Source organism: Streptomyces mangrovisoli, assembly GCF_000974985.2.
GTDB classification, from domain to species: Bacteria; Actinomycetota; Actinomycetes; order Streptomycetales; family Streptomycetaceae; genus Streptomyces; species Streptomyces mangrovisoli.
In genome coordinates, this window is sequence record NZ_LAVA02000043.1 from 67,727 (window position 1) to 93,174 (window position 25,448).

Here is a 25,448-nt window from a genome sequence, read left to right on the forward strand (position 1 = left end):
CCATTGTGGGCCCCGGGACCGTGGAGAATGGCCGCTACCCGCGCCCCGCAATACCGCGCAGGAGGCTTTCCTTGGCGCTCAGCAGACGTACCTTCAGTGCCCTCGCCGGCTCCGCCGCGCTCGGTCTCGCCCTCGGCGGCAGCGGCGGGCCCGGGGCGCCGTCGGCGTACGCGGCGCGCAGCGTGCCCACCGGGCCGCCGCCCCCGCGCCCGGCACCCGACAGCCGCAGGCACTCCGTCGGCCACGACCGTCACTCACTGGTGGTCGACGGCCGCCGGCTGGTGGTGTGGTCGGGCGAGATGCACCCGTTCCGGCTGCCGAGCCCGTCGCTGTGGCGGGACGTCCTGGAGAAGATGCGCGCGCACGGCTACAACACCGTCAGCGTCTACGTGTCGTGGAACTACCACTCCCCCGCGCCCGGCCAGTACGACTTCACCGGCGTGCGCGACCTCGACCTGTTCCTGCGCACGGCCGCCGAGACCGGCCTGTACGTGATCCTTCGCCCCGGCCCGTACATCAACGCCGAGATCGACGCCGGTGGCTTCCCCGGCTGGCTCACGGCCACCCCGGGCACCGCCCGCACCGACGACGCGACCTATCTGGCGTACGCCGACGAGTGGCTGACGCAGGTGAACGCGATCGCCTCGAAGCACCTGTACACGCAGGGCACGGGCACGATCCTGCTGTACCAGATCGAGAACGAGTACGACGCCCACGTCACCGAGGCCGTCGGCATGAGCTACATGTCGCACCTGTACCGGAAGGTGCGCGCGGACGGCGTCGACGTGCCCCTCTTCCACAACGACAAGGGCCGCAACGGCTACTGGACACCGGGCTCCTTCGACACCGGCGGCGAGAAGGGCGGCTGGCTGTACGGCTTCGACGGCTATCCCTCGCCCACCGAGGTGCCGCCGGACTGGGGGCACTACGGCCCCGGCGGCGCGAAGGGGGGCTCCACGGCCAGCCCGACCACGCCCGGTTTCGTGCCGGAGTTCGGCGGCGGCTGGTTCGACCCGTGGGGCGGGGTGATGTTCCAGGGCAAGGGGTACGCGGAGTCCCGGCGCACCCGTGACGCGGCCTACGAGCGCCGCTTCTATCTCACCAACCTCGCCAACGGCATCACCCTGCACAACGTCTACATGACCTTCGGCGGCACGTCGTGGGGCTGGCTGCCAGCGCCGGTCGTCTACACGTCGTACGACTACGGGGCGGCCATCGACGAGGGCCGCAACACGACGCCGAAGCTGGCCCCGATGCACCAGATCGGGCAACTGCTGCGGACCGTGCCGGACTTCGCCAAGCTGGTCCGGGCGGCGGACGTGACGACCGGTCACCCCGAGGTGAAGGCGTACCACCTCACCAACCCGGACACCGGCTCGCACTTCTACGTGCTGCGCAACGACGGCACCGAGGAGGCGGAGGCGAAGCTGCCGACGCCGCAGGGCGACCTGGAGGTGACGGTCGCCGCGAACGACGCCCGGCTGGTGGCCGCGGGTCTCGCGCTGGGACGGCGCCGGCTGAAGTACGCCACCGTGCAGCCCATGATGTGCGTGACCGCGGGCCGGCAGGACATCGCGGTGTTCGCGGGCCGGCGCGGCGAGATGGCACGGGTGGTCGTCGACTGCCCCGAGGAGCCGATGGTCACCCGGCTCGACCCGGAGGCGGCCTGGGTCTACAACCGGGGCCAGCTGCACATCACCGCCCCGCTCGGGGTCGGCGGCCTGACCCGGGTCAAGATCGAGGGCGGCGGCGTGGACGCGCCGCTGCTCGTCTTCCTCGCCGACGACGCGACCGCCCTGCGCCTGTTCCCCTACGACACCCCGTCGGGGACCGTCCTGGTGTACGGCCCGGCGCTGCTGCGCAAGGCCGCCGTCCACGACGGGACGGTCCGTCTCACCGGTGACGTGAAGGGGCTGACCGGCCTGGAGGTGTGGGGCCCGCGCGGGATCACCGGCGTGACGTGGAACGGCGGCGCGGTGCGGACCGAGGTCAGCAACTCCGCGAGCCTGCGCTCCCTGGGGATGCTGCCCCAGGCGCCCGCGGTGACGCTGCCGGCGCTCGGCGGCTGGCTGCGGCGCGCCGAGAACCCCGAGTCGGCGCCGGGCTTCGACGACTCCGGCTGGCGCGCGGCGGACCTGACGACGTCGTACAGCACCACGCCCGTCCCGCACGGCGGCCCGGTCCTCTTCGCCGACGACTACGGCTTCCACTACGGCGACGTCTGGTACCGGGGCCGCTTCACCACGAAGGGCGACGACGGCCGGCAGACCGGGGAGGGCGGGAGCGAGGCGGTGACCTCGGTGTCGCTGGCCTACTCGACCGGCACCCAGGGGATGCTGATGGCCTGGCTGGACGGGGAGCCGCTGGGCACCCACCGGATGCCGGTGCCGGACGCCGCCACGATCCGCAAGGGCAGCTGGACGGCGACCGCGGTCCTGCCCGTGCCGGAGAAGCTGCGCACGTCCGGGGCGCATGTCCTGTCGGTGCTGGTCCGGCGGATGCAGCACGACATGGACGGCAGGTCGCAGGACACGCACAAGGCGGCCCGCGGTCTGACGGAGGTGTCCTTCGCGGACGCGTCCCCGAAGGTGACCTGGCGGATCCAGGGCGAGGCCGACCCGGACCCGGTGCGCGGGCCGCTGAACAACGGCGGCCTGTACGGCGAGCGGACGGGCTGGCACCTGCCCGGCGCCGACGACCGCGGCTGGCGGCCGGTGGCGTTCCCGCACACCGAGCGGCGGCAGGGGGTGACCTGGTACCGGACGACGTTCCGGCTGGCCGTGGACTCCCGGGTGGACGCCTCGATCGGCCTGGTCCTCCAGGACGACCCGGCGCGCGCCTACCGCGTCCAGATCTTCCTCAACGGCTGGAACATGGGCCAGTACGTCAACGACGTGGGGCCGCAGCACACGTTCGCGCTGCCGAACGGGATCCTGCGCACCCGCGGCGAGAACACCCTGGCGCTCGCGGTGCTGTCCGACGGCACCACCGACGCGGGCCCGGGAACGGTCCGGCTGACCCTGCTGGGCAGCGCCCTGGGCGGAGTAACGGTGACCCCGGTCCCGTCACCCGGCCACTGACGGGGCGGGTTCCCCGGGATCGCGTGTGCCGCACGTGCGGGTCCGTCGTGGTCGCTCGCGCAGTTCCCCGCGCCCCTTGGGTGGCCGGCGGCGAAGCCCCCCGAAAGGGGCGCGGGGAACTGCGCGACCAGCCACGACGGACCTGCGCCTCGAGTACCCGCGACCCCCCGGAGGGACCCGTCACGCGATGCGGTCGTAGTCGGCGGGCACGCCCTCGTCGGCCGCCCGTGCCAGCCGCAGCCGCCGCTTCTCCGCCGCCCGCAGCCCCGCCCACAGCATCACCGAGCAGGCGGCCAGCCACCACGGCAGCGTCCACAGCGCCCGCCACCAGCCGGCGCCGGGCCGCAGGCCCGCCTGGACCGCGGCGGTGAGCATCCCGGCGGCCAGGGTCCAGCACAACAGGCGTCCCGCCCAGCGCACGGCCATGGCACCTCCTCGTACGAAGAACGGCGGCGGAATCCCCGCCTCACCGTCCGGCCTGCGCAAGTGTGCGGCCGTCGACGGCTGGTGGGCAATGGGCCGTTCGCGTCACACCAGCCGGATCACGTTCCAGGACAGCGGTTCCAGTACGGCGGTGAGCACACCGCCCGCGAGCGTGGCGCCGTGGACGTCGTGCGGGACGACCCGGTCGGGCGCGCCGAGCGTGTTGCGGGCGCCGGGGTCGGCGTCCGCGAGGGCGCTGTGTCCGGCGACCGCGCTCACGTCGAGCCCGCGCAGGGCGACCTCCAGGGTGAGCGGCCCGGTGCGGTCGCGGTTGACGGCGAGCACGGTGACCGTGCCGTCGTCGCCGCGTACGGCGGTGGCGTGCAGCAGGTCGACGTCGCCGTACTTCTCCGTCCGGTACACCGGTGAGTCGACGCGGACGTCGAGGACCTGGCCGCGCCCGTGGCGGGCGGCCTGGGCGAACGGGAAGAAGGTGGTCTGCCGCCAGGCGGGGCCGCCCGGTTCGGTGAGGATCGGCGCGATGACGTTGACCAGCTGGGCCTGGCAGGCGACGGCGACACGGTCGGCGTGCCGCAGCAGCGCGATGAGCAGCGAGCCGGTGACGACCGCGTCCAGCACCGTGTAGTTGTCCTCCAGCAGCCGGGGCGCCTCGGGCCAGTCGGCGGGGTCCCGGGTACGGGCGTGCTCCTCCCAGGCGGGCAGGTACCAGACGTTCCACTCGTCGAAGGAGAGGCTGATCCGCTTGGGCGACTTCAGCCGCGCCCCGACATGGTCGGCGGTGGCGACGAGGTCGTCGATGAAGGACTCCATGTCGACGGCGGAGGCGAGGAAGGAGCCGATGTCGCCGTTCTCGGGCCAGTAGTAGGCGTGCAGGGAGACGTGGTCGACGAGGTCGTACGTCTCGGCGAGCACGGCGGCCTCCCACGCGGCGAAGGTGGGCATGGCGCGGTTGGCGGAGCCGCAGGCGACGAGTTCCACGCCGGGGTCCACCTGGCGCATGGCGCGGGCGGTCTCGGCGGCCAGCCGGGCGTACTCGGAGGCGGTCTTGTGGCCGGTCTGCCAGGGACCGTCCATCTCGTTGCCCAGGCACCACAGCCGCACCCCGAACGGGTCCTTGTCGCCGTGTGCGACCCGCAGGTCCGAAAGGGCGGTGCCGGACGGGTGGTTGGCGTACTCCTGGAGCGCCATGGCCTCGGCGACGCCGCGGGTGCCGAGGTTGAGGGCCAGCATCGGCTCGGTGTGCGGCCCGACCTTCCGCAGGAACGCCATGAACTCGGAGAGCCCGAAGCGGTTGGTCTCGGTGCTGTGCCAGGCCGGGTCGAGCCGGCGCGGGCGGTCCCCGACGGGGCCGACGGAGTCCTCCCAGCGGTGCGCGGAGACGTAGTTGCCGCCGGGGTAGCGCACGACGGTGACGCCGAGTTCGCGGATCAGCTCCAGCACGTCGGTGCGCAGGCCGCTCTCGTCGGCCGCCGGGTGGCCGGGTTCGAAGATGCCGGTGTGCACGCAGCGGCCGAGGTGCTCGACGAACGAGCCGAACAGCCGGGGCCCCGCGGTGCCGACGGTGAAGGCCGGGTCGAGGGTGAAACGCGCGGTGCTCTCGCTCATGGGTGCCTTTCGCCGCCGGATGTCGGGTTCGAGATTTCGGATGACGCCCGCCGAGTCGAACGGACCGTAGAATCAGCACGCTTGGGCGTCAATGGCCCCGGCAGGACTTTCGGATGACGCGCGCAGTTCCGGACGCGTAATCTCGGACACGCCGCCGCCCCGGCGGCGCGGAGGGGGAGCGATGGACTTCGCGGGGACGCGGACGCGGGGAGCCCGGTTTCCCGGGCTGACGCTGCGCCCCAGACCCGCCGCCATGCGCGGCCTGATCGCGAACCTCACCCGCGCCCTGCGCGAACGGCCCGAACCCCCGGCCGGCGTACGGGCGCTGTGTGACGCCGTGTGCGGGGAGATGAGCGCCCACCGCGGCGGACGCCGGGTCGAGCTGCGCTTCGAGCGGTTCCCCGACGAGATCGAAGTCACCGGACTGTGGGTGGAGTTCAAGGACTTCGACCTGGTCATCGTCGAGGAACGGGCCGAGGCGATGCAGCAACTGGTGATCCTCGGCCATGAGTTGTGGCATCTGCACGCCGGACACCGGCACCACCACGGGATCGGCGCGGCCGCCGTGCACGCGCTGACCGGCCGGGACGGCGTCGCGCTCACCGTGGCCGCCCGCGACGGCTCGCGCGAGAACGACGAGGCCGAGGCCGACGAGTTCGGCCACCGGCTCGCCGCGGCCTGCCGGCCCCTGCTGTCCGGCGGCCGGGCACCCGGCGGACGGCTCCGCCCCCTCCAGCGGACCCCCTAGAGCTTCATCCGGCGAACGGGGGCTGGGGCAGCCCCTTGCCCGCGCCCGGGACCACCAGGAGCGAACCGGCCAGCGGGTGCGGGGCGGTCAGGCCCACGCGGGCCGTGGTGACGTAGAGGTCGGTCAGGTCCGGGCCGCCGAAGGCGCACGCCGTGATCCGGGGCGTGGGGAAGGTGATCTCGCGGTCCGGTTCGCCGTCGGGCGTGTAGCGCCGTACCGCCGCACCGTCCCACAGCGCCACCCAGACGCCGCCCTCCGCGTCCACGGTGAGGCCGTCGGGGAAGCCCGCGCCCTCCTCGATGCGGGCGAACCGGCGGCGCTCGGACACCCGGCCGCCCTCGTGGCGGAAGACGTCGATCTGCCCGGTCGGCGAGTCGACGTAGTACATCAGGCTGCCGTCGGGGCTCCAGCCCGTGCCGTTGCTGACCGTGACGTCGTCGAGGACCACCTCGGCCGCGCCGTCGCCGGTGAGCCGGCTGAACGTGCCGCCGCCCGGTGCCTCGTCGTAGCGCATGGTGCCCGCCCAGAGCGTGCCGTCGGGCGCGACGGCCGCGTCGTTGGCGCGGCGGCCGGGCACCGGGTCGCGGTGCAGCCACCGGAAGTCGTCGCCGGGGCCGATAAGCCCCACCCCGTCGCGCAGGTTCAGCACCAGCCCGCCGCCCGCGCGCGGCTTGGCCGCGCCCACGTGCTGGCCGGTCACCCGCACCGAGCGGCGCCCGGAGACCGGGTCGAACGTGTGCACCCGCGAGCCCAGCACGTCCACCCAGATCAGCCGGCCCGCGTCCGCGTCCCAGGTCGGGCCCTCGCCGAGGGTGGCCTCGGCCCGCACCGCCACCTCGTACGCCGTCATACCGCGACCCGGTGGCCGAGCCGCTCCGACAGATCGGCCGCGCCCTTGACGGCGAGCTGCTCCAGCTCGGTGCGGCGCTCGTCGCTCCAGCGGATCATCGGGACGGAGATGGACAGCGCGGCCACGACCTGTCCGGCGCGGTCGCGCACCGGCGCGGCGACACAACTGACGTCCGGGTTGGACTCGCGGCTCTCGACGGCGATGCCGCGCTGCCGGATCTCGGTGAGCGCGGCGCGCAGCGCGACCGGCTCGGTGATGCTGTTCGGGGTCATCGCGGTCAGCTCCGTCCCGTCCGGGATGCGTGTGGCCAGCTCCCGCTCGGGCAGCGAGGCCAGCAGCATCTTGCCCACGGACGTGCAGTGCGCGGGGAGCCTGCGGCCCGCCGCCGACACCATGCGCACCGCGTGGGTCGAGTCGACCTTGGCGATGTAGATGACGTCCGTGTCCTCCAGGATGGCCACATGCACGGTCTCGTCGCACGTCTCGGCGACGGACCGGGCCACCTGCTGGCCCTCGGCGGCGAGGTCCAGGTGCTCGGCGTAGCGGCTGCCGAGCTGGTACGGGCGTACGCCGAGCCGGTACCGTCCGGGCTGCCCGGTGACCGGGACGATGTACTTCCGGGCGGCGAGCGTGGTGACCAGCTCGTGCACGGTGGTGCGCGGCAGCTGCAGGCGGCGCACTATGTCGGGGGCGGACAGCGTGCCGTCCCCGTCCAGGAAGAGCTCGAGAATGTCGAGAGCCCGGGTCACGGCTGGTACGAGACGTCCCACGACCGGCCCCCTCCCTTGTCGTCTGAGGTAGGTAATGTTCGAAATTTCAACAGGCGATCGGCATGACGAACACAGGCTAGTCATACGGGGTTGCCCGGGCAATGGGTGTGAAGGGAGGGGCTGCCGACGGACCCGCAGGTGACCGATTCGCACCGCAACTCCGGGGTCCCGGACGCGATGTGGGCGATCGACACGGCTGCTGCCGGGGGCCCGGACGCGATGTGGGCGACCGGCACGGCGACTGCCGGGGTCCCGGGACCGCGACTGCCGGCGGCCCGGACGCCGTTTCGGCGACCATGGACCCATGCCGCCCGCGAAACAGCCCGCCGCCCCCTTCACCGCGCTCGACTTCCAGCTGGTGCTGCTGCGCCGGATGGCGGACCACAACCCGGACCGGGTCGACGACGCACGCCGCACGCTCGGCGTCTCCCTCGCGCAGATGCGGGAGGCCAACAAGCGCTGGCAGGCGATGCTGCGCTCGCCACGCGCCCGCACGGCCGCCGCCCGCTACCGCTCGGTGCTCGGCGCCCCCGAGTCGGCGACCGCCCGCCGCATCGGCGACCTCGACTGCGAGGCGTGGCGGTGGCCCGTCCCGCTCTGGCCGGACCTGCGCTTCGAGGTACTGGTCGCGGCGGACGGCGCGGTCTGGAACGAGTGGCTGGTGCGCGCGCCGGGCGCCGCCGGGCCCGCGCTGCGGACCGTGGAGGACCTCGTCCCCTGGTCCTGCACGGTCGACGAGGCGGCCCGCGCCTTCGCCCCCGCGCGCCCGCTGGAGGGCACCGCACCGACCCGCTGGGGCCTGTCCTTCACGGCCCCCGACCGAACGGGCCACCGCCACGAGGTCGCGGCGGAGTTCACCTGGGGCCTGCTGCAACGCAGGTGTTAGGGGCGCGAGGAACTGCGCGACCAGCCGAGACGCACCCGCACGCGCCCGACCGCCCCAGGCCCTTCAAGGGGCGCGGGGAACTGCGCGACCAGCCCCGCCCACCCGCACCCGACGACGAACCGAGCCCGGCGCAGCCGATCACGCCCGCCCCATCAAGAGGGTCGCCCCGAAGAACCCCCCGCCCCACCCGAGCCGGCAGCCGCCAACACCGTCGACGTCACCACCGGCAACGACTCCGGGTGCAGGAAGAGGAACAGGTTCGGCTCGACCAGCTCCAGCTCCATCACCCGCGGCAGCCCGTCGTCACCGGTGACGAGGTCGACGCGGGCGTACAGCAGCTCCGACCCGCCCGGCACCGCCGCGAGCGCGGCCTCGGCGACGGCGAGCTCCCGCGGCGTCGGCGTCCAGACCTCCAGGCCGGGGTGCGCCACCTTGTCGGCGTCGTAGGCGATGCCGGGTTCCAGCACGGCCCGCTTGCGGCTGGCGTGCAGCAGCCGCCCGCCGAGGAACTGCACCGCCCGCTCCCCCTCGGCGTCGATGCCCGCCATGTAGGGCTGCACCATCGCGACCAGCCCCGCATCGTGCATCCGCGCCACATGGGCCGCCGCGCGGTCCCGTTCGCCGGGCAGGCCGGGACGGTAGCGGGCGGCCAGCCGGGCGCCCGCGCCGGTGGCGGGCTTCACCACGAACTCCGGCCCGTCGGGCAGGTCGGCCGCGTCACCGGGTGCGAGATAGCGGGTGGGCACGGTGGGCACGCCGGCCGCGGCCAGGTCGCCGAGGTAACGCTTGTCGGTGTTCCAGCGCACCACGTCCGCCGGGTTGGCCAGCCGGGTGACCGCGGCGACCCGCCGCGCCCAGGCGGTGAACTCGGCCGGCCGCTCGGTGTAGTCCCAGGTGGAGCGGATGAGCACGAGGTCGAAGGCGCCCCAGTCGGTGGCGGGGTCGTCCCAGGGCACGGCGACGGCGTCGGCGCCGGCCGTGCGCAGCGCCTCCACCAGCACCGGCAGATCGCGGTCCGGGTGGGGCTCGGGGGACGGGTCGAAGGTGGCGAGGGCTATGCGGGGCACACCCGGCAGGCTAACAACGCTCCCCTCGGCCGCTCCAAGGGATTCTCCGCGCAACCGTTCCCGGGGGTTTGACCTTCCCCTTCGGTGAAGCCCCAGCATCGAGGGCGGAACGACGGACGAACGGGACAGGGGTGGCGTGTGGACACCGGGGCGATGCTGACGATCGGGGCCTTCGCGAAGGCGAGCCGGCTGTCGCCGAAGGCGCTGCGGCTGTACGACGAGCTGGACCTGCTGCGGCCCGCCCGGGTCGACCCGGACACCGGCTACCGCTACTACGCGGTGGCGCAGCTGGAACGGGCCCGGCTGGTGGCGTGGCTGCGCCGGATCGGGATGCCGCTGGCCGAGATCCGCAAGGTCGCCGCCCTGCCGCCCGCGGCCGCCGCCGGGGAGATCCGCGCCTACTGGGCGCGGATCGAGACGGAGACGGCGGTACGGCGCGACCTCGCCGCGTTCCTCGTCGACCACCTGACCGAGGAGTCGCGGACCGGCCGGCCGGCCGACGGGTCGCGGGCCGGTCCGCCCACCGCAGTGTCGAGAAAGGACACCGTCATGCTGGAACTGCGTCACTTCGCCCACTCGGACACCGGGCGGGTACGCCCCGCCAACCAGGACACCGCCTACTCCGGCCGCCGGCTGCTGGCCGTGGCCGACGGGTTCGGCCCCGCCGGGGCACCCGCCTCCAGCGCCGCCGTGGAGGCGCTGAAGTTCCTGGAGAGCGAGGAACTGCCCGCCGGCAACGTGCTCAATCTGCTCCAGGACGCCGTGGACGGCGCGAGCCAGGCCGTGCACGACGTGGCCGGGGACGCGGCGGGCACCACGCTGACCGCGCTGCTGTGGACGGGTTCGCGGCTGGCGCTCGTGCATGTCGGGGACTCACGGGCGTATCTGCTGCGCGACGGCGGGCTGTTCCTGATCACCCACGACCACACCGTGGTGCAGGCGATGATCGACGAGGGGCGGCTGACCCCGGACGAGGCTCTCGCGCATCCGCAGGCGATGCTGCTGGCGAAGGCGCTGACCGCCCGCTCGCCCGCGGCGCCCGACCTGAAGCTGCACGACGCGCTGCCCGGCGACCGGTACCTGGTCTGCTCCGACGGCCTGTCACGGGTGGTGCCCGAGGAGCGGATCGCCGCACTGCTGTCCGCCGGCACGGCCCCCGACGAGGCCGTGCACGCCCTGGTCGACGAGGCGAACCGCGCGGGCGGCCCGGACAACGTGAGCTGCGTGGTCGCGGACGTGGTGGAGACGGCGGCCTGACGCAAGCCGGGGCCGGGCGCTCGACCGGGCCCGAGCGGAAGGCTCGACCCGGTCAGTCCGCAAGGGCTCACCGCAACCCCCTCAAAGGGGCGCGGGGAACTGCGCGACCAGCCCCCACGCACCCGCAGGCGCCCGACACACGAAAGCCCCCGATCGCGCCATGGTGTCCCGGGCCGGGCGCTCGACCCGCCCCCGGGCACAGGGCTCGACCCGCCCCCCCCGGGCACAGGGCTCGACCCAACCCCGAGCGGACCACCGTCGTGGGACTCCGGGGCCTGGTGTAGGAAGGACGGGGGCGTCGATCCGTGCCGCCCCACCGTCCTCCGCCCCGCCCCGCCCACGCCAAGGAGCGCGCCGCGTGTCCAGCCTCTTCCCCGTCCTCGCCGGAAGCCCGGACGACCGCCCGGCCCTGTGCTTCGGCGACCGGTCGCTCAGCCGGGCGCAGCTCGCGGCCGCGGCCGGGGCGGTGGCCGAACGGGTCGCGGGCAGCGGCCGGGTGGCCGTATGGGCGACACCGTCCCTGGAGACCGCCGTAGCGGTGGTGGGCACACTGCTCGCCGGCGCGGCCGCCGTACCGCTCAACCCGAAGTCGGGCGGGAAGGAGCTGGCGCACATCCTCGGCGACAGCGCGCCGGCCCTGCTGCTGGCCGCGCCCGGCGACGAACTGCCGGACACGGTGCGCGGCCTGACCCGCGTCGACGTGGACGTACGGGCCACCGGCGCGGTACCCGAGCAGACCGCGGACGACCTCGACCCCGCCCTCGTCGTCTACACGTCCGGCACCACCGGCCCGCCCAAGGGCGCCGTACTCCCCCGCCGCGCGGTGGCCACGACGCTGGACGCGATCGCCGACGCGTGGGCCTGGACCGGCGACGACGTGCTGGTGCACGGGCTCCCGCTGTTCCACGTGCACGGGCTGGTGCTCGGCGTCCTCGGCCCGCTGCGGCGCGGCGGCTCGGTCCGGCACCTCGGCCGGTTCACCACCGAGGGTGTGACGCGGGAGCTGGGCGACGGCGCGACCATGCTGTTCGGGGTGCCGACGATGTACCACCGCATCGCCGAGGCGCTGCCCGGGGACCCCGCGCTGGCGAAGGCGCTCGCGGGGGCCCGGCTGCTGGTGTCCGGCTCGGCGGCGCTGCCCGTGCACGACCACGAGCGGATCGCCACGGCGACCGGCCGCCGGGTGATCGAGCGCTACGGCATGACCGAGACGCTGATGAACACGAGCGTGCGCGCCGACGGCGAGGCCCGCGCCGGGACCGTCGGGGTGCCGCTGCCGGGCGTGGAGCTGCGGCTGGTGGAGGAGGACGGCTCCGAGATCACGGCGTACGACGGCGAGAGCGTGGGCGAGATCCAGGTGCGCGGCCCGAACCTGTTCACCGCGTACCTGAACCGGCCCGACGCGACCGAGGCCGCGTTCACCGCCGACGGCTTCTTCCGCACCGGCGACATGGCGGTGCGCGACGCCGACGGCTATGTCCGGATCGTGGGCCGCAAGGCCACCGACCTGATCAAGAGCGGGGGTTACAAGATCGGGGCGGGTGAGATCGAGAACGCCCTGCTGGAACACCCCGGCGTCCGTGAGGCGGCCGTCACCGGTGAGCCGGACGCGGACCTGGGCGAGCGGATCGTCGCCTGGATCGTCCCGGCCGACCCCGAGGCGCCGCCGTCCGTCGAGGAGTTGGCCGACCATGTGGCCGCCCGGCTCGCACCGCACAAGCGCCCCCGGGTCGTGCACCACCTGACCGCGCTCCCCCGCAACGACATGGGGAAGATCATGAAGCGCTCACTGCCCCGGAGCTGACAGGCCACCGGCAGAGGAACGCCGGGACGGACTCCGAGCCAGGGAAGGCGCGCCGAGCCGGTGCCGGGCCGCGGGCGTCCGCCGGAACGCGGGCGTCTCCCGAAACGGACGCGTCCGCCGGGACACGGACGGCTACCGAAACAGGCGCGTCCGCCGGAACGCGGACGGCCACCGGAACGCGGACGGCCACCGGGACACGGACGGCCACCGGGACGCAGGCGTCCGCCCGCCGGGACGCAGGCGTCCGCCCGCCGGGACGCGGACGGCTGCCGCAACCGGCGCGTCCCCCGTTCGGCGGCGCCCCGCCCGGCCCCCCACGACAGGCGGCCCGGGCCGCGCGCCCGCACGATGCTGGGGAGGCCCGCCACCCGGCCGGTCCCACGGTCAGTGCTCTCGGGAGGATCCGCCGTGACCGTCAGTCTGGAGCAGTTGCGCCGCTGCCACTTCGCCGTCGACCTCGGCGCCGCCCGCACCCGGGTCTACGTCAAGGGCGCCGGACTCGTGGTCGACCAGCCGTCCGCCGCTGCCGTGAACACCCGGACCGGCGCGCTGATCGCGGTCGGCGAGTTCGCCGAGCAGATGACCGGCCGCACGCCCAGCTACATCCGGGTGGTCCGCCCGGTCTCCGGCGGCACGGTCGTCGACATCGAGATGGCCCAGCGGATGCTGCGGCACCTGCTCGGCGACAAGATGCGCCGCTCGCTGCGCCGCAAGCCCCGGCTGCGGGCGGCGGCCTGCACCCCGCACGACGCCGACCCGCTGGCCCAGCGCGCGACCATCGAGACGCTCGTCGGGCTGGGCGCGCGCCGGGTCGAGCTGGTCGACACGCTGATCGCGGCGGCCGTCGGCTGCGGGCTGCCGGTCGAGCAGCCCGAGGCCACCATGATCATGGTGTGCGGGGCGGCGGCGACCCAGGTCGCGGTGCTCTCGCTGGGCTCGATCGTGACGGCCGAGCGGATCCCGGTGGGCGGCGAGGCGGTCGACCACGCGATCGTGCAGCACCTGCGCCACCAGCACGAGCTGATGCTGCCCAGCCAGTCGGTGCGGCCGCTCCAGATCGCCCTGTCCGGCAACGGCCTCAGCCCCGACGGCCCGGTGTCCACCGAGATCCACGGCCGGGACGTGGCCACCGGCCTCGCCCGCTCCGTGAAGATCGACACCGCCGCGGTGCGCAACGCCATCCAGACCCCGCTCACCGCCGTGCTCGACGGCATCGGCAAGGTCCTGCGGGTCTGCCCGCCCGACCTGGTCGCGGACCTGGCCGACCGCGGCATCATGATGGTCGGCGGCTCGGCGCTGCTGCCGGGCTTCGACCAGATGCTGCGTCAGTACACCGGGATGCCCGTGCACATCGCCGAACGCCCCGACATCTGCGCGGCCCAGGGCATCGGCGCGATGCTGGAGGGCAAGATCGAGCCCCTGACCCTGAACCCGCTGGCGCCCTGACGGCCCCCCGCGCGGCGGGCGGGCGCCGCCCGTCGGGGCACTAATGTGAAGGCGTCCGCGACGCCGACGAGGGATGGCTCTCGTGACTCGACCCGTCCTTCCGCGCAGCGCGGTCACCCGTATCGGCGTCACCGGGCACCGCTCGATCCCGTCCGCGGTCCTGCCCACCGTGCGGTCGGGCATACGGCGCCAGCTCAGGTACGGGGGCGCGGTGGAGGCGCTCACCAGTCTGGCGGCCGGCGCCGACCAGCTGTTCGCGGACCTCGCCCTGGAGAGCGGCGTCCCGGTCACCGCGGTGATCCCGGGCATGGACTACGAGGCCCACATGGGCGACGCGGACGTCCAGGCCGCGTACCGCAGACTGCTCGTGTCGTGTACGGCGCGCGTCGACCTGCCGCTGGAGCCGACGCACGAGGAGGCGTACTACGCCGCGGGACGCTGGATCGTGGACCACGCCGACCGTCTCGTCGCGGTGTGGGACGGCCGCCCGGCACGCGGCCTCGGCGGCACCGGTGACGTGGTGGAGTACGCCCGGCGGACGGGGGTGCCGGTGACCGTCCTGTGGCTGTCCGGCGCCACCCGCACGTGAGCGCGCCGCCGGTCAGCTCCCGAAGCGGGTCAGCCAGTCCGTGTGCTGCGGCGACACGAGCCGCTCCGCCTCGGCCACCGCGTCGGCCCACAGCGCCTCGGTCACGGTCGTGCTCATCGAGATCCGCAGGGTGTCCAGCTCCTGTTCGATCAGCGTGTGGGCGTACGTCAACGGGCGGTGCCTGCGCACCTCCTGCCAGGCGACACCGGCCGCGGCCGCCGCGCTGAGCAGACCGGTCAGATCCCAGCCGACGGCACCCGTGGCCCGCAGCACGGCCGCGGCCAGCGCCAGCAGGGTCAGTACGGCGGTCACGGCGGACCAGCGCGTCGCCGCGCCGTGCGCCTGCGCCGCGCGGTTGTGGTACCAGACGAACTGCTCCAGCATCCGGTCCCGGAGATAGATGTCCCGCCGCGCCTCGAACGACTTGGCCCGGACCGAGCGCATCGCCGGGGTGATCTGGCCGGCGCCGCGGGCAGCCGGCCCGCCCCGGGAGTCCTGCCACCCCACCTTGCGCAGATCCCGCAGCCGCTCCTCCAGCCGTTCGGCGAACAGCCCGTCCGGATCGGGCACCCGGCTGTGGAAGGGGCCTCCGTGGACCATGTACTGCCACGCCAGCGACTTCAGGGACTCGGCGGCCGCCCGGTGCACCTGCCAGTGGGCGCGCGCCCGGCGGCGTGACGTATAGGTGCCCGTGACCACCGTGAGGGCGTACAGGCAGGCCGCGACGATCGCGGCCGCATGGCTGTGCAGGCGTTCGGCGAAGGTGGCCGAGGCGGTCGCCGCGAGCAGCAGCAGGAGCTGCGTGCGGACGGCGCGAAAGGACTCCCACTGCCGGGCTATCGCCCGCTGGTCGCTGACCCGGTACAGCGGGGGCAGGTCGGTGTCGCTCAGCGTGGTACCAGGTGCAGGCGTTGCGGCGCTCCACATGATGCGCACCTCACCGGGGCGGCGGAGGATGTTCGACGAGTGCTCGACGAGCACTCGAATGCCTGAGCCATCAATAGTGACGTGCGACCACGCGTGCGAACAGCCCTTATGGCCGATCGACTTTGGGCGTTCAAACCGCTACGCTCCGCGCCGGGGTATGCCCTCACTACCCGGTCGGAACGGTCCCACCCTTGACAGGGATAGCCGAGTTCTATCCCAAGAAACGGGCCGGTCCCATCCGTCCCGTCAACCGACCGAGAAGTGGGAGAAAGCAGACAGTGAATCTTTCCGTGACGGCGCAGGAGCGTCGTGCCGCCACCTCCATGTCCGGGCGCCGCAGGCACGTGCCCCTTTCCGCCATCGACCCCCGCAGCTTCACCGCGGCCAGGGCGACCGGCCGCGTGATGGACCCCCATGGGGAAAGGGGCGTACGGCCGGTCACCTTCGACTCGGCCGTGTGAAGCCCCCTTATCCCACACTTGAGGCCCCGTCAACTCCCTTCTGCGATCAAGGAGTTGCCGGGGCCTTGGGCTGGCGACAGGCCCTAGACTGTGCTAAGTGACGGATTCCTCGATCCAGCAAGTGGTCCTCAAAATCCATAGCAGATGCAACCTCGCCTGCGACCACTGCTATGTGTACGAACACGCGGACCAGAGCTGGCGGGCGCGCCCCACGGTCATCACGGAAGAAACCGTGCGCCAGGTCGCCGAAAGACTCGCGGAGTACGCGAAGGACCGGAAGCTGGATTCCCTCTGCGTCATTCTCCACGGCGGGGAACCGCTGCTCGCGGGCGCGGCCAGACTGAGAACGATCTGTGCGGAACTCAGCCGCAGGTTATCCCCGATCAGCGCACTTGATCTGCGCATTCACACGAACGGGGTAACTCTGCGCCCCGATCATCTCGCGGTTTTCCGGGAATTCGGGGTCAAGGTCAGCATTTCCCTGGACGGCGACCGGGCCGCGAACGACCGGCACCGGCTGGACCGCAGGGGCCGCAGCAGCCACGACCGGGTGCTGCGCGCGATCGAATTGCTGCGCACACCGCAGAACCGGCACCTCTACAGCGGCCTGCTGTGCACGGTGGACCTCGCGAACGACCCCGTGGCCGTGCACGACGCCCTCACCGCCCTGGAACCGCCCCGCATCGACTATTTGCTTCCGCACTCCACCTGGGAGAATCCGCCCCCGCCCGGCCCGGGAGACTCGGCGACGCCGTACGCCGACTGGCTGCTGAAGATCTTCGACCGGTGGGAACAGCAGGGCCGCCGGATCCCCGTGCGCACCTTCGACTCGGTGCTCAGCACGCTGCGCGGCGGGCCCAGCCTGACGGAGGCGCTCGGGCTCGCCCCCTCCGATCTGGCGGTCGTGGAGACCGACGGCGGCATCGAGCAGGCGGACTCTCTGAAGACCGCGTACGACGGCGCCCCGGAGACCGGCTACGACGTCTTCCGGCACGGGTTCGAGGAGTTCGCCGGCCATCCCGGAGTCCTCGCCCGCCAGCGGGGCCTCGACGGGGTGAGCGCGACCTGCCGGAGCTGCCCGGTGGTGAAGTCCTGCGGCGGCGGCCTGTACGCCCACCGGTACAGCGCGGAGCGCGGGTTCGACAACCCGTCCGTGTACTGCGCCGATCTGCGCGCCCTGGTGGACGGCATCGCCGAGCGCGTCACCGAGCGGGGGGTCGCCGCCCCGGTGTACAACGCGGGCGAACTGCACTTCGCCCAGGTCGACCTCGTCCGGACCCTGCTGGCCCGGGTGAGCGAGAGCGTCAAGGGCGATCCCGCGGGCCACGAGGCCTGGCGCGTCCTCGCCCGCCTCGACGCCGACCCGGCCGCGGCGGCCCACCTCGACCGGGTGCTCGCCCATCCCTTCGTGGCGACCTCGCTGCTGCGGTCGCTGCGCGGCCCGCAGGACACCTCCCGGTTCATGGCACTGGCTGCGGCGGCCGCGGTGCGCGCCCAGGCCCCGGTGACGCTCGGCTGGGAACAGCCGGGACGCCGGCTGTACCTGCCGACCCTCGGCACGCTGACGCTCCCGGAGCCGGGGCACGTGGAGGTCGAGGTGACGGCCGACGGGCACCTGATCCGCGACGGCCGGGGCCGCCGCTGGGTGCCCGGGGAACGGCCCGAGGCATGGCGCCCGCTGGAGACGGTGGCCGCGCCGGGCGGACCCCCGCTGCTCGTCGACGACGCCGACCCCTACCGGGAGTGCTTCGCCGCCCCGGTCGCACCGCCGCTGGAGGCGAGCGACCTCGCCGTGTTCCGCAAACGCCTGAGCCGGACCCGCGAACTCCTCGACGAGCGCCGGCCCCGCTGGTCCGAGGGCCACTACGCGGGCACCGTCACCACGATCGTCCCGCTGATCGCCGGTGCCGCACCGCAGACGGGCGCCGGGCACGGACTCGGCGCGCTGGGCGTGGCCGTGGACTTCGAACCCGAGGAGCTGCTCCGGGTGCTGCCGCGCATCGCCCGCGAGGCGCGGCTCGCCGCGCTGCGGCGGACCGCGGACCTGCACCCGCCGGGCAACCGGGCCGGGCAGCTGCTGAACGAGGCCGCGGGGCACCTCGGGGACGGCGAGTACCGCGCGGCGGCACGCGTCCTGACGGAGCTGACGCTCCTGCCCGCCTCGGAACTGACCGGCACCGGCGCCGTACTGGCGGCGCAGCTGTGGGGCGAGTGGGCGCAGCGCCATGGCTGACGCGGAACTGGCGGGGCTGCTCGGCGGGATGGGACTGCGCCGGGGCGGCGTGGTGATGGTGCACGCCTCCCTCGGCGGCACCGGCGTCCCTCCGCGGCGGGTGCTGGGCGCCCTGCGCGCGGCGCTCGGGCCGCGGGGCACGGTGGTGGTGCCCGCCTTCACCCCGGAGAACTCGGACACCTCGCGCGCGTACCGCGGCCTGGTCGCGGGGATGAGCGAGGGGCAGGCGCGCGCGTTCCGGGCGGCGATGCCCGCGTTCGACGCCGACCGCACCCCCTGCCCGACGATGGGCGCCCTCGCCGAGTGGGTGCGGACCTCGCCGGGTGCCGTGCGCAGCGCGCATCCGCAGACGTCGCTGGCCGGGCTCGGGCCGCGGGCCGCGGAGCTGCTGGCCGGTCACGACGAGACGTGCCATCTGGGCGAGCGTTCCCCTCTGGCCCGGCTGTACGAGGCGGACGCCCAGATCCTGTTGCTGCGGGTCGGGTTCGAGGTCGCCAGCGCCTTCCATCTCGCCGAGTACCGCCTCGACCCGCCGCCGCCGCGCCGGGTCTACCGGTGCGTGGTCGGCAGCGCCGGGAACTGGATCTCGTACGAGGATCTGACGCTGGACGACGGCGATTTCGCGGCGATCGGCGCCCGGCTGCCGCAAGCGCTCGTCACCGAGCGGAAATGGGCGGGCGGGCTGGTGTCGCTCTGCCGTATGCGGGAGATCGTCGACGACGCGAAGACACAGATGTCCGTATACAGACGCTGATTGGCCGGAAACGCACGGCTGTGGTGAGGCCGGGGTCGGGCACATTGTTGGTTCCGGTCAGATGGCTCCGGCGAGGGGACCCATCAGCGGGCAGGGGGGCGTGTGCACATACCCGAACGGGACTGGGGACGGCCCGCTGACGACCAGCCGTATTTCTTCCTCAGCTACGCCCACACACCGCCCTGGGGGCCGGCCGGAGGCGATCCCGACCACTGGGTGCACGTCCTCTTCCGCGACCTGTGCACCCACATCATGGCGCTCACCGACATGCCCGCCGGCTCCCTGCCCGGCTTCATGGACCGGGAGATGCGCTCGGGCGAGGGATGGCCGCAGCGGCTCAGCGAGAACCTGGCCACCTGCCGGGTGTTCGTGCCGCTGCTGTCCCCGCGGTACTTCAGCAGCGAGATGTGCGGACGCGAGTGGTACGCGTTCACCGAGCGGATGCTCCGCGCGAAGGCCGCCGGCACCCATGACGTCTCCGCCATCGTGCCCGCGCTGTGGACGCGCGTCGACTACGCCCAGCTGCCGGACTCCGTACGCCACATCCACCTCGACCACGCCACCTACGGCGACCGTTACGCGGCCAACGGCATCTACGGGCTGATCAAGCTCAACCGGCTGCGCGACGAGTACGAGGAGACGGTGCTGCGGCTGGCCGAGCGGATCGTGCGGGTGGCCCACGAGTCGTCGCTGCCGACCGGCCGGCCGCGCGACTACGAGGGCACCCCGAGCGCGTTCCGGCCCCGCGGGGTCGGCCCGCGCCACATCCATGTGACGGTGGCCGCGCCCACCCGCGACAGCCTTCCCGAGGAACGCGACGCCCGGCCCTACGGCGAGGACGCCCGCGACTGGAACCCGTACCACGGCGAGTCGACCCGCCCGCTGGCCGCCCTCACCGAGGAGCTGATCCGCTCCCTGGACTACCGGATCACCGTCTCGTCCCTCGACGACGAGGAGACCGGCGAGAACCCGCCCTTCCCGCCCGACACCACCCCCGACGCCGCCCCCGACAAGGGCGCCGGCCGGCCCGGCATCCTGCTCGTCGACCGGTGGGTGCTGTCGGACGAGGACCGGCGCCGCCGGCTGAAGGCGTTCGACGCGGCCGCCCGGCCCTGGGTGAACGCCGTCGTCCCGTGGAACCGGGCCGACGCGCAGTGCCAGGGCGCGGAGGGCCGGCGGCTCTCCGCCGAACTGGAGCGGACCATCCCGCTCATCCTCGACCACGGCCGGCACACCAACACCCGCACGGCGGTCAGCGGCGTACCGAACCTGAAGGCCTTCACCGACGTGCTGCCGGCCGTCGTGGCCCACTCGACCCGGCTGTATCTCAAGCACGCCACGGCCCATCCGCCGCCGGGGCCCGCGCTGCCCCGGCCCCGGCTCACGGGCCCCACCCGACCGCCCGGCCCGGACGGCGGACCCGACCTCGGAGGAGAAGCATGACGGCCGCGCAGGACGGACGCATCATCACCTTCTACTCGTACAAGGGCGGTACCGGACGGACGATGGCCCTGGCCAACACCGCGTGGATCCTGGCCGCCAACGGCAAACGGGTGCTGGCGGTCGACTGGGACCTGGAGGCCCCCGGGCTCGACCGCTTCTTCCATCCGTTCCTCGAACCCAACGCGCTCGCGGCCACCTACGGGGTCATCAACATCATCCAGGAGTACGCCGGCGCGGCCACCGAGGAGGTCCCCGGCCGCGCCGACGACTGGTACGAGGCCTACGCCCACGTCGAACCGCACGCGGTGTCGATCCGCCCCGAACGCTTCGACCTCGCCTTCCCCGAGGGGGGTGCCCTCGACTTCCTGTCCGCGGGCCGCCAGGACCACGCGTTCTCCGGGCATGTGGCGTCGTTCGACTGGGACAACTTCTACGACCGGCTCGGCGGCGGCCTCTTCCTGCGGGCCCTGCGCGCCCATATGAAGGAGACGTACGACTACGTCCTCATCGACTCCCGGACCGGGCTGTCCGGGAACGCCGACATCTGCACGCTGGAGATGCCGGACGTCCTGGTGGACTGCTTCACCCTCAGCGACCAGGCGCTCGACGGCGCGGCCGCCGTCGCGCACAGCGTCGCCGAGAGCCATCTGCGCCGGATCAGGGTGCTGCCGGTGCCGATGCGCATCGACGAGGGCGAGAAGGAGAAGGTCGACGCGGGCCGCGCGCTCGCCCGGCTGCGCTTCGACGGGCTGCCCAAGGGACCCGACGGCGAGCCCCTCGGGCCGGAGGAACTCGCCGCGTACTGGGGCAATGTCGAGATCCCCTACCGGCCGTACTACGCCTACGAGGAGACCCTCGCCACCGTCGGGGACGAGAGCGGCCTCGCCAACTCGCTGCTGTCCTCCTTCGAGCGGCTCACGGCGGTGATCTCCGACGGCACGGTCAGGTCGCTGCCGCCCGTGCCCGAGCCGCAGCGGCTGCGCTGCCGCGACGCGTACCTCAGGCGGCGCCCCCAGGCCGGCACCACCGACGTCCAGCTGGTGTACGCGGCGGAGAACCGGATGTGGGCCGACTGGATCGAGTCGCTGCTCAAGCAGAACGGCTGCCAGGTCATCCTGCACGACGTGTCCCTGGGCCCGCCGCTGCGCGCGGACGGCCCGGTGCGGACGGCCGTACTGCTGTCGAACGCGTTCCAGAAGTCGCGGCACGCCGACGCCGTCTGGCGCGCCCTGACCGAGACGGGCCCGATGGCGTCGCGCGGCACGTGCAGTCCGCTGCGCATCGACGACGTCCGGCTGCCCGACTCGTACATGGACCACAACCCGGTCGATCTGCACCGGCTGAACGAACACCAGTGCGTCACCGTGCTGCTGCGCGCGCTCGACCTGTCCGCGCTGCCGCCGGACAGCCGGCCGAACGCCCCGCGCTTCCCCGGCATCAGGCCCAAGACGTCGAACGTGCCGCTGCGCAACACCACCTTCACCGGCCGGAACCTGATCCTCAACCGGATCCGCGACCACCTCGGCGAGGCCAACGGCACGGAGGTGCGGCCGCAGGCGTTGTTCGGGCTCGGCGGAGTGGGCAAGACCCAGGTGGCCTTGGAGTACGTGCACCGTTTCCAGGCCGACTACGACCTGGTGTGGTGGACCTCGGCCGAGCACAGCGACAGCGTGGTCGCCTCGCTCGCCGAACTCGCCGTGCAGATCGGCGCCACCGACGGCGACGAGGAGGACATGGTGCTCGCCGGACAGGAGGCCGTACGACGGCTCTCCCGGGGCGAGCCCACCGGGCACTGGCTGCTGGTCTTCGACAACGCCGACGACCCGGCCGACCTGCTGCCCTTCCTGCCGGTGCGCGGCGGCGGGCACGTCCTCGTCACCTCGCGCAACCAGGCGTGGGCGCAGCAGAAGACCGCGCAGCGCGTCGAGGTCTTCCAGCGGGAGGAGAGCGTCGAGCACCTGACCCGCCGGGCCAAGGGGCTGACCACCGACGAGGCCGTCCAGGTGGCCGAGGCGCTGGGAGACCTGCCGCTGGCCGTCGAACAGGCGGCGGCCTGGCTGGCGGAGACGGCCACCCCCGTCCAGGAGTACCTGCGTCAGCTCGACGAGCAGACGGCCAACGTCCTGGACCTCAACCAGCCCGTCGACTACCCGAAGACGGTGGCCGCGACCTGGAACGTGTCCATCGCGCAGTTGCGCAGACGCTCCCCCGCGGCGGCGCGGCTGCTGCAGCTGTGCGCCTTCCTCGCGCCCGAGCCGATCTCCCGCGACCTGCTGTACAGCAGGGGGATGATCGAGGCCCTCAAGCCGTACGACCGCGCCCTCCAGGAGAGCCTGCTGCTGGGCCTGGTGATACGGGAGATCGGCCGGTTCGCCCTCGCCAAGGTGGACGAGAGCGGCATCCAGGTGCACCGCCTGGTGCAGGCGGTGGTGCGCTCGCAGCTGACGGAGGAGGAGCAGCGGCAGACCCGGCATGTCGTGCACACGGTGCTGGTCGGTCTGCGGCCGGACGGGGACGAGCCGATCGACGACCCGGAGACCTGGCCGCGCTTCGACATCATCTGGCGCCATCTGACCGCCTCCGACGCCCGCAACTGCACCGAGTCCGAGACCCGGCGGCTGCTCATCGACCGGGTCCGCTACCTCTGGAAGCGGGGCAACTTCCCCGGCGCGCAGAAGCTCGCCGAGGAACTGCTCGACGACTGGCGCCCGATGCTCGGCGAGGACGACGTGCAGTACCTGTACCTGCGCGGCCAGCTCGCCAACGTGCAGCGCTCGCAGGGGCGGTACGTCGAGGCCAGCGAGGTCGACCGGGACCTGCTGGAGCGTCAGGCCCGGGTGCTCGGCGCCCAGCACCCGCACACCTACGTGACCATGTCCCAGCTGTCGGCCGACCTGGCGGCGCTCGGCAAGTACGGGGAGGCGGTGGAGCTCGCGCGGGAGGCCCACGAGGCCTTCAGCCAGATGTTCCACGAGTCGCATCCGCGCACGCTCAGCGCCGCCAACAACCGCGCCCTGGCACTGCGGATGGTGGGCCGCTACGGCGAGGCCCGCGACATCGACCAGGACACCCTCGAACGGCGCCGGGAGATCCTGGGCGAGGACCATCCCTACACGCTCGCCTCGGCCGAGCGGCTGGGCCGGGACCTCAGGGAGGTCGGGCGGTACGCGGAGTCGGTGGCCCAGCTCTCGGAGGCCTACGACGCCCACAAGCGGGTCATGCGCAAGAACTTCCCCGGCACGCTGCGGTGCGCGAAGTCGCTGGCCGTCTCGCTGCGCCGCAACGGGCAGTTCGAGGACGCACGCCGGCTCACCACGTCGACACGCGCCGAGTACCGGGCCCAGTACGCGAAGCCCACCCCCGACTCGCTGGCGTGCGATCTGAACCTAGCGGCGGACCTGTTCGCGGCGGACGAGCGGGAGGCCGCCCGCGACACCGCGCTCGAGGTGCTGGGCGAGTACATGCAGGTGCCGGGCGAGGCCCATCCGTACACCCAGACCGCACTGAACAACCTCGGCATCTTCCACTGGGGCTGCGGCGAGCTCGACGCCGCGGAAGAGACGTTCGTCAAGGTCCTGGAGCGAATGGCGGAGGTGCTCGGCGCGGACCATCCGCACACCCTGTTCGCGAGCGTCAACTACGCCAACGTCCTGTACGACATGGGCCGCCACGACGAGGCGGAGGCACGCGAGACCCACGCCCTGACCGCGCTGCGCCGGATTCTGGGCGTCCATCACCCGGAGACGCTGGCGGTGGCCACCAACCTCTCGCTCACGCTGCGGGCGCTGGACCGGGAGGGAGAGGCGCGGCGGATGCACGACGACGCCCTGCTGGAGCTGCACCGGCTGCTCGGGGCCGACAACGGCATCACCCGGCTCGCGGCCCAGAACCGCCGTATCTACCGGGACCTGGAGCCCCTCGCGGTGTGAGCGCCGCGCGGCGAGGCGCCGGAGACCAGCCAGTCGAGGACGTTCGGCAGGGCCCGCAGGGCCGCGAAGTGGGAGGCGGTCGGGTCCATCCGGGTCGTGGCGCCGGGGATCCGGTCGGCGAGCCAGACGGCGTGCGAGACCGGGGAGAAGGTGTCCCGCTCGCCGTGCCACAGCAGCACCGGCACCCGGATCTCGGCCGGGTCGAACCCCCAGGGCCCGGTCATGGCGAGGACGTCGTCGACCCAGCCGTACGGCGAGTTGCTCAACGCCTCGCGGTAGTTGTGCAGCAGCATCGAACGGACGGTCAGATCCGAGACGATCATCCGGTCGTCGACCGTGAGATCGCTGCGCAACTCGGCGAGCAGCCGCGTCGGGTCGCGGCTGATGGCGCTGGAGCGCTGGATCAGCCGGTCGACGAACCGGTCCCGGTCGGTGTGCGCGGTGCGGAAGGCGTTGACGTTCGAGGGCGCCATGCCCTCGAACCAGTCGAGCCCCTCCGCGTCCATCGGCGCGAGACCGACCAGCGCGGCGACACGGGTCACCCGGTCGGGCAGCCGGGCCGCGCAGGCCAGGGCGTGCGGCGCGCCGCCGGAGCGGCCGGCCACCGCGAAGCGCTCGAGTCCGAGTGCGTCGGCGAGCAGGGCGACGTCCTGCACCACGTCCACCACGCTGCGCCCGGCGTTGCGGTCGGACCCGCCGTAGCCGGGACGGTCGTAGCTGATCAGGCGGGTGCCCCGCTGGAAGAGGAACATCGAGCGGGGGCGGGGGCCGACTCTGCTCCCCGGCATGCCGTGCAGCAGGAACACGGGGTGGCCGCGCGGATCCCCGGCGACCTCGACCCGTAACTTCCGCCCGTCCGCCGTCCGCACCAGGTCAGGCACCGTCGCGTCCCCCTCCCGGACCGAGCCCGCGCTATCCCGGAACTGTGCCCGCACCCAGCACGCGTGAAACGAAAGCGCAGGTCACAGGTGAGACGAGGGGCCGGATCCGGCCTCGGTGGGAGTGCGGTCCACAGCTGGGACGAGGGGCTGGGTCCGGCCTCGGCAGGAGCGCGGGCACAGCTGAGCGAGGGGTTGGGTACGGCCTCAGTAGGGCAGCACGCGCCCCGACGGGGTCCTGCGGTCGATGGTCAGGTCCCGGGGGGCGGCGGGGCGC

18 protein-coding genes are annotated in these 25,448 nt (G+C 73.4%); 11 read left to right on the forward strand and 7 right to left on the reverse strand.

The genetic code is table 11. The annotated features are described in order from the left end of the window. The first annotated feature begins 71 nt into the window (after positions 1 to 71). Positions 72 to 3,080, forward strand: a complete 3,009-nt coding sequence (locus tag WN71_RS19570) for a beta-galactosidase (protein ID WP_046584576.1) — start codon at positions 72 to 74, stop codon at positions 3,078 to 3,080. A 180-nt stretch (positions 3,081 to 3,260) separates the two neighbouring features. On the opposite strand, the gene WN71_RS19575 is transcribed toward WN71_RS19570, so the two are convergent. Together WN71_RS19575 and arfA are read right to left on the reverse strand one after the other, a co-directional pair. Beyond that, positions 3,261 to 3,506, reverse strand: a complete 246-nt coding sequence (locus WN71_RS19575) for a hypothetical protein (protein WP_052742997.1) — start codon at positions 3,504 to 3,506, stop codon at positions 3,261 to 3,263. Between the two features lie 102 nt (positions 3,507 to 3,608). Further along, positions 3,609 to 5,129 carry an arabinosylfuranosidase ArfA gene (gene arfA / locus WN71_RS19580; RefSeq protein WP_046584577.1) on the reverse strand — a complete coding sequence of 507 codons (1,521 nt, stop codon included), beginning with the start codon at positions 5,127 to 5,129 and terminating at the stop codon, positions 3,609 to 3,611. A gap of 181 nt (positions 5,130 to 5,310) precedes the next feature. On the opposite strand from arfA, the gene WN71_RS19585 reads away from it, so the two are divergent. Further along, positions 5,311 to 5,877, forward strand: coding sequence for a toxin-antitoxin system, toxin component family protein (locus WN71_RS19585; RefSeq protein ID WP_107469693.1), 567 nt, complete (start codon positions 5,311 to 5,313; stop codon positions 5,875 to 5,877). A 4-nt stretch (positions 5,878 to 5,881) separates the two neighbouring features. Here the strand turns inward: WN71_RS19585 and WN71_RS19590 are convergent, their stop codons facing one another. Together WN71_RS19590 and WN71_RS19595 are read right to left on the reverse strand one after the other, a co-directional pair. Continuing rightward, positions 5,882 to 6,727: an SMP-30/gluconolactonase/LRE family protein gene (locus WN71_RS19590; RefSeq protein WP_046584578.1), complete on the reverse strand. Its 846-nt coding sequence runs from the start codon at positions 6,725 to 6,727 to the stop codon at positions 5,882 to 5,884. After that, positions 6,724 to 7,497 carry an IclR family transcriptional regulator gene (locus WN71_RS19595; RefSeq protein ID WP_046584579.1) on the reverse strand — a complete coding sequence of 258 codons (774 nt, stop codon included), beginning with the start codon at positions 7,495 to 7,497 and terminating at the stop codon, positions 6,724 to 6,726. The genes WN71_RS19590 and WN71_RS19595 overlap by 4 nt, the downstream gene beginning before the upstream one ends. Positions 7,498 to 7,801: 304 nt before the next feature. Here WN71_RS19595 and WN71_RS19600 point away from each other — a divergent pair, with 304 nt between their 5' ends. After that, positions 7,802 to 8,383, forward strand: coding sequence for a hypothetical protein (locus tag WN71_RS19600; protein ID WP_046584580.1), 582 nt, complete (start codon positions 7,802 to 7,804; stop codon positions 8,381 to 8,383). Between the two features lie 152 nt (positions 8,384 to 8,535). Here WN71_RS19600 and WN71_RS19605 read toward each other — a convergent pair whose 3' ends face one another. After that, positions 8,536 to 9,450: an ATP-grasp domain-containing protein gene (locus tag WN71_RS19605; protein WP_046584581.1), complete on the reverse strand. Its 915-nt coding sequence runs from the start codon at positions 9,448 to 9,450 to the stop codon at positions 8,536 to 8,538. A 153-nt stretch (positions 9,451 to 9,603) separates the two neighbouring features. Here WN71_RS19605 and WN71_RS19610 point away from each other — a divergent pair, with 153 nt between their 5' ends. The 4 genes from WN71_RS19610 to WN71_RS19625 all read left to right on the forward strand — a co-directional run bounded on the left by WN71_RS19610 (position 9,604) and on the right by WN71_RS19625 (position 14,546). Further along, entirely contained in the window at positions 9,604 to 10,707 is a 1,104-nt protein-coding gene (locus WN71_RS19610) for a MerR family transcriptional regulator (protein ID WP_046584613.1), read from the forward strand. A 358-nt stretch (positions 10,708 to 11,065) separates the two neighbouring features. Then, positions 11,066 to 12,511, forward strand: a complete 1,446-nt coding sequence (locus WN71_RS19615) for an acyl-CoA synthetase (RefSeq protein WP_046584582.1) — start codon at positions 11,066 to 11,068, stop codon at positions 12,509 to 12,511. A gap of 408 nt (positions 12,512 to 12,919) precedes the next feature. Next, positions 12,920 to 13,957, forward strand: coding sequence for a rod shape-determining protein (locus tag WN71_RS19620; RefSeq protein ID WP_046584583.1), 1,038 nt, complete (start codon positions 12,920 to 12,922; stop codon positions 13,955 to 13,957). 82 nt (positions 13,958 to 14,039) lie between these two features. After that, positions 14,040 to 14,546, forward strand: coding sequence for a hypothetical protein (locus tag WN71_RS19625; protein ID WP_240529697.1), 507 nt, complete (start codon positions 14,040 to 14,042; stop codon positions 14,544 to 14,546). 12 nt (positions 14,547 to 14,558) lie between these two features. Here WN71_RS19625 and WN71_RS19630 read toward each other — a convergent pair whose 3' ends face one another. Continuing rightward, positions 14,559 to 15,473: a DUF4231 domain-containing protein gene (locus WN71_RS19630; protein WP_046584614.1), complete on the reverse strand. Its 915-nt coding sequence runs from the start codon at positions 15,471 to 15,473 to the stop codon at positions 14,559 to 14,561. A gap of 558 nt (positions 15,474 to 16,031) precedes the next feature. On the opposite strand from WN71_RS19630, the gene fxsBH reads away from it, so the two are divergent. The 4 genes from fxsBH (at position 16,032) to fxsT (ending at position 24,293) form a co-directional block, all read left to right on the forward strand. After that, a complete protein-coding gene (fxsBH, locus tag WN71_RS19635; protein ID WP_046584585.1) occupies positions 16,032 to 18,167 on the forward strand; it encodes a radical SAM/SPASM protein FxsBH, inactivated beta-hydroxylase extension form in 2,136 nt (711 codons plus the stop codon). Then, entirely contained in the window at positions 18,160 to 18,921 is a 762-nt protein-coding gene (locus tag WN71_RS19640) for an AAC(3) family N-acetyltransferase (RefSeq protein ID WP_046584586.1), read from the forward strand. Before fxsBH ends, WN71_RS19640 begins: the two co-directional genes overlap by 8 nt. A 102-nt stretch (positions 18,922 to 19,023) precedes the next feature. Next, positions 19,024 to 20,364: a TIR-like protein FxsC gene (locus WN71_RS19645; RefSeq protein WP_240529698.1), complete on the forward strand. Its 1,341-nt coding sequence runs from the start codon at positions 19,024 to 19,026 to the stop codon at positions 20,362 to 20,364. Further along, the gene (gene fxsT, locus WN71_RS19650; RefSeq protein WP_046584587.1) at positions 20,361 to 24,293 is read left to right on the forward strand and encodes an FxSxx-COOH system tetratricopeptide repeat protein; all 3,933 of its coding nucleotides are present in this window, start codon (positions 20,361 to 20,363) and stop codon (positions 24,291 to 24,293) included. Before WN71_RS19645 ends, fxsT begins: the two co-directional genes overlap by 4 nt. Here the strand turns inward: fxsT and WN71_RS19655 are convergent. Beyond that, the gene (locus WN71_RS19655; RefSeq protein ID WP_046584588.1) at positions 24,263 to 25,174 is read right to left on the reverse strand and encodes an alpha/beta fold hydrolase; all 912 of its coding nucleotides are present in this window, start codon (positions 25,172 to 25,174) and stop codon (positions 24,263 to 24,265) included. The two genes, fxsT and WN71_RS19655, sit on opposite strands and share 31 nt — an antisense overlap. Positions 25,175 to 25,448: the final 274 nt, after the last annotated feature.

Coding starts and splice junctions, on each gene's coding strand:
- WN71_RS19585 (WP_107469693.1), top strand. CDS start 5,311: ATGGACTTCGCGGGGACGCGGACGCGGGGAGCCCGGTTTCCCGGGCTG.
- WN71_RS19610 (WP_046584613.1), top strand. CDS start 9,604: ATGCTGACGATCGGGGCCTTCGCGAAGGCGAGCCGGCTGTCGCCGAAG.
- fxsT (WP_046584587.1), top strand. CDS start 20,361: ATGACGGCCGCGCAGGACGGACGCATCATCACCTTCTACTCGTACAAG.
- WN71_RS19590 (WP_046584578.1), bottom strand. CDS start 6,727: ATGACGGCGTACGAGGTGGCGGTGCGGGCCGAGGCCACCCTCGGCGAG.
- WN71_RS19575 (WP_052742997.1), bottom strand. CDS start 3,506: ATGGCCGTGCGCTGGGCGGGACGCCTGTTGTGCTGGACCCTGGCCGCC.
- arfA (WP_046584577.1), bottom strand. CDS start 5,129: ATGAGCGAGAGCACCGCGCGTTTCACCCTCGACCCGGCCTTCACCGTC.
- WN71_RS19640 (WP_046584586.1), top strand. CDS start 18,160: ATGGCTGACGCGGAACTGGCGGGGCTGCTCGGCGGGATGGGACTGCGC.
- WN71_RS19630 (WP_046584614.1), bottom strand. CDS start 15,473: ATGTGGAGCGCCGCAACGCCTGCACCTGGTACCACGCTGAGCGACACC.
- WN71_RS19600 (WP_046584580.1), top strand. CDS start 7,802: ATGCCGCCCGCGAAACAGCCCGCCGCCCCCTTCACCGCGCTCGACTTC.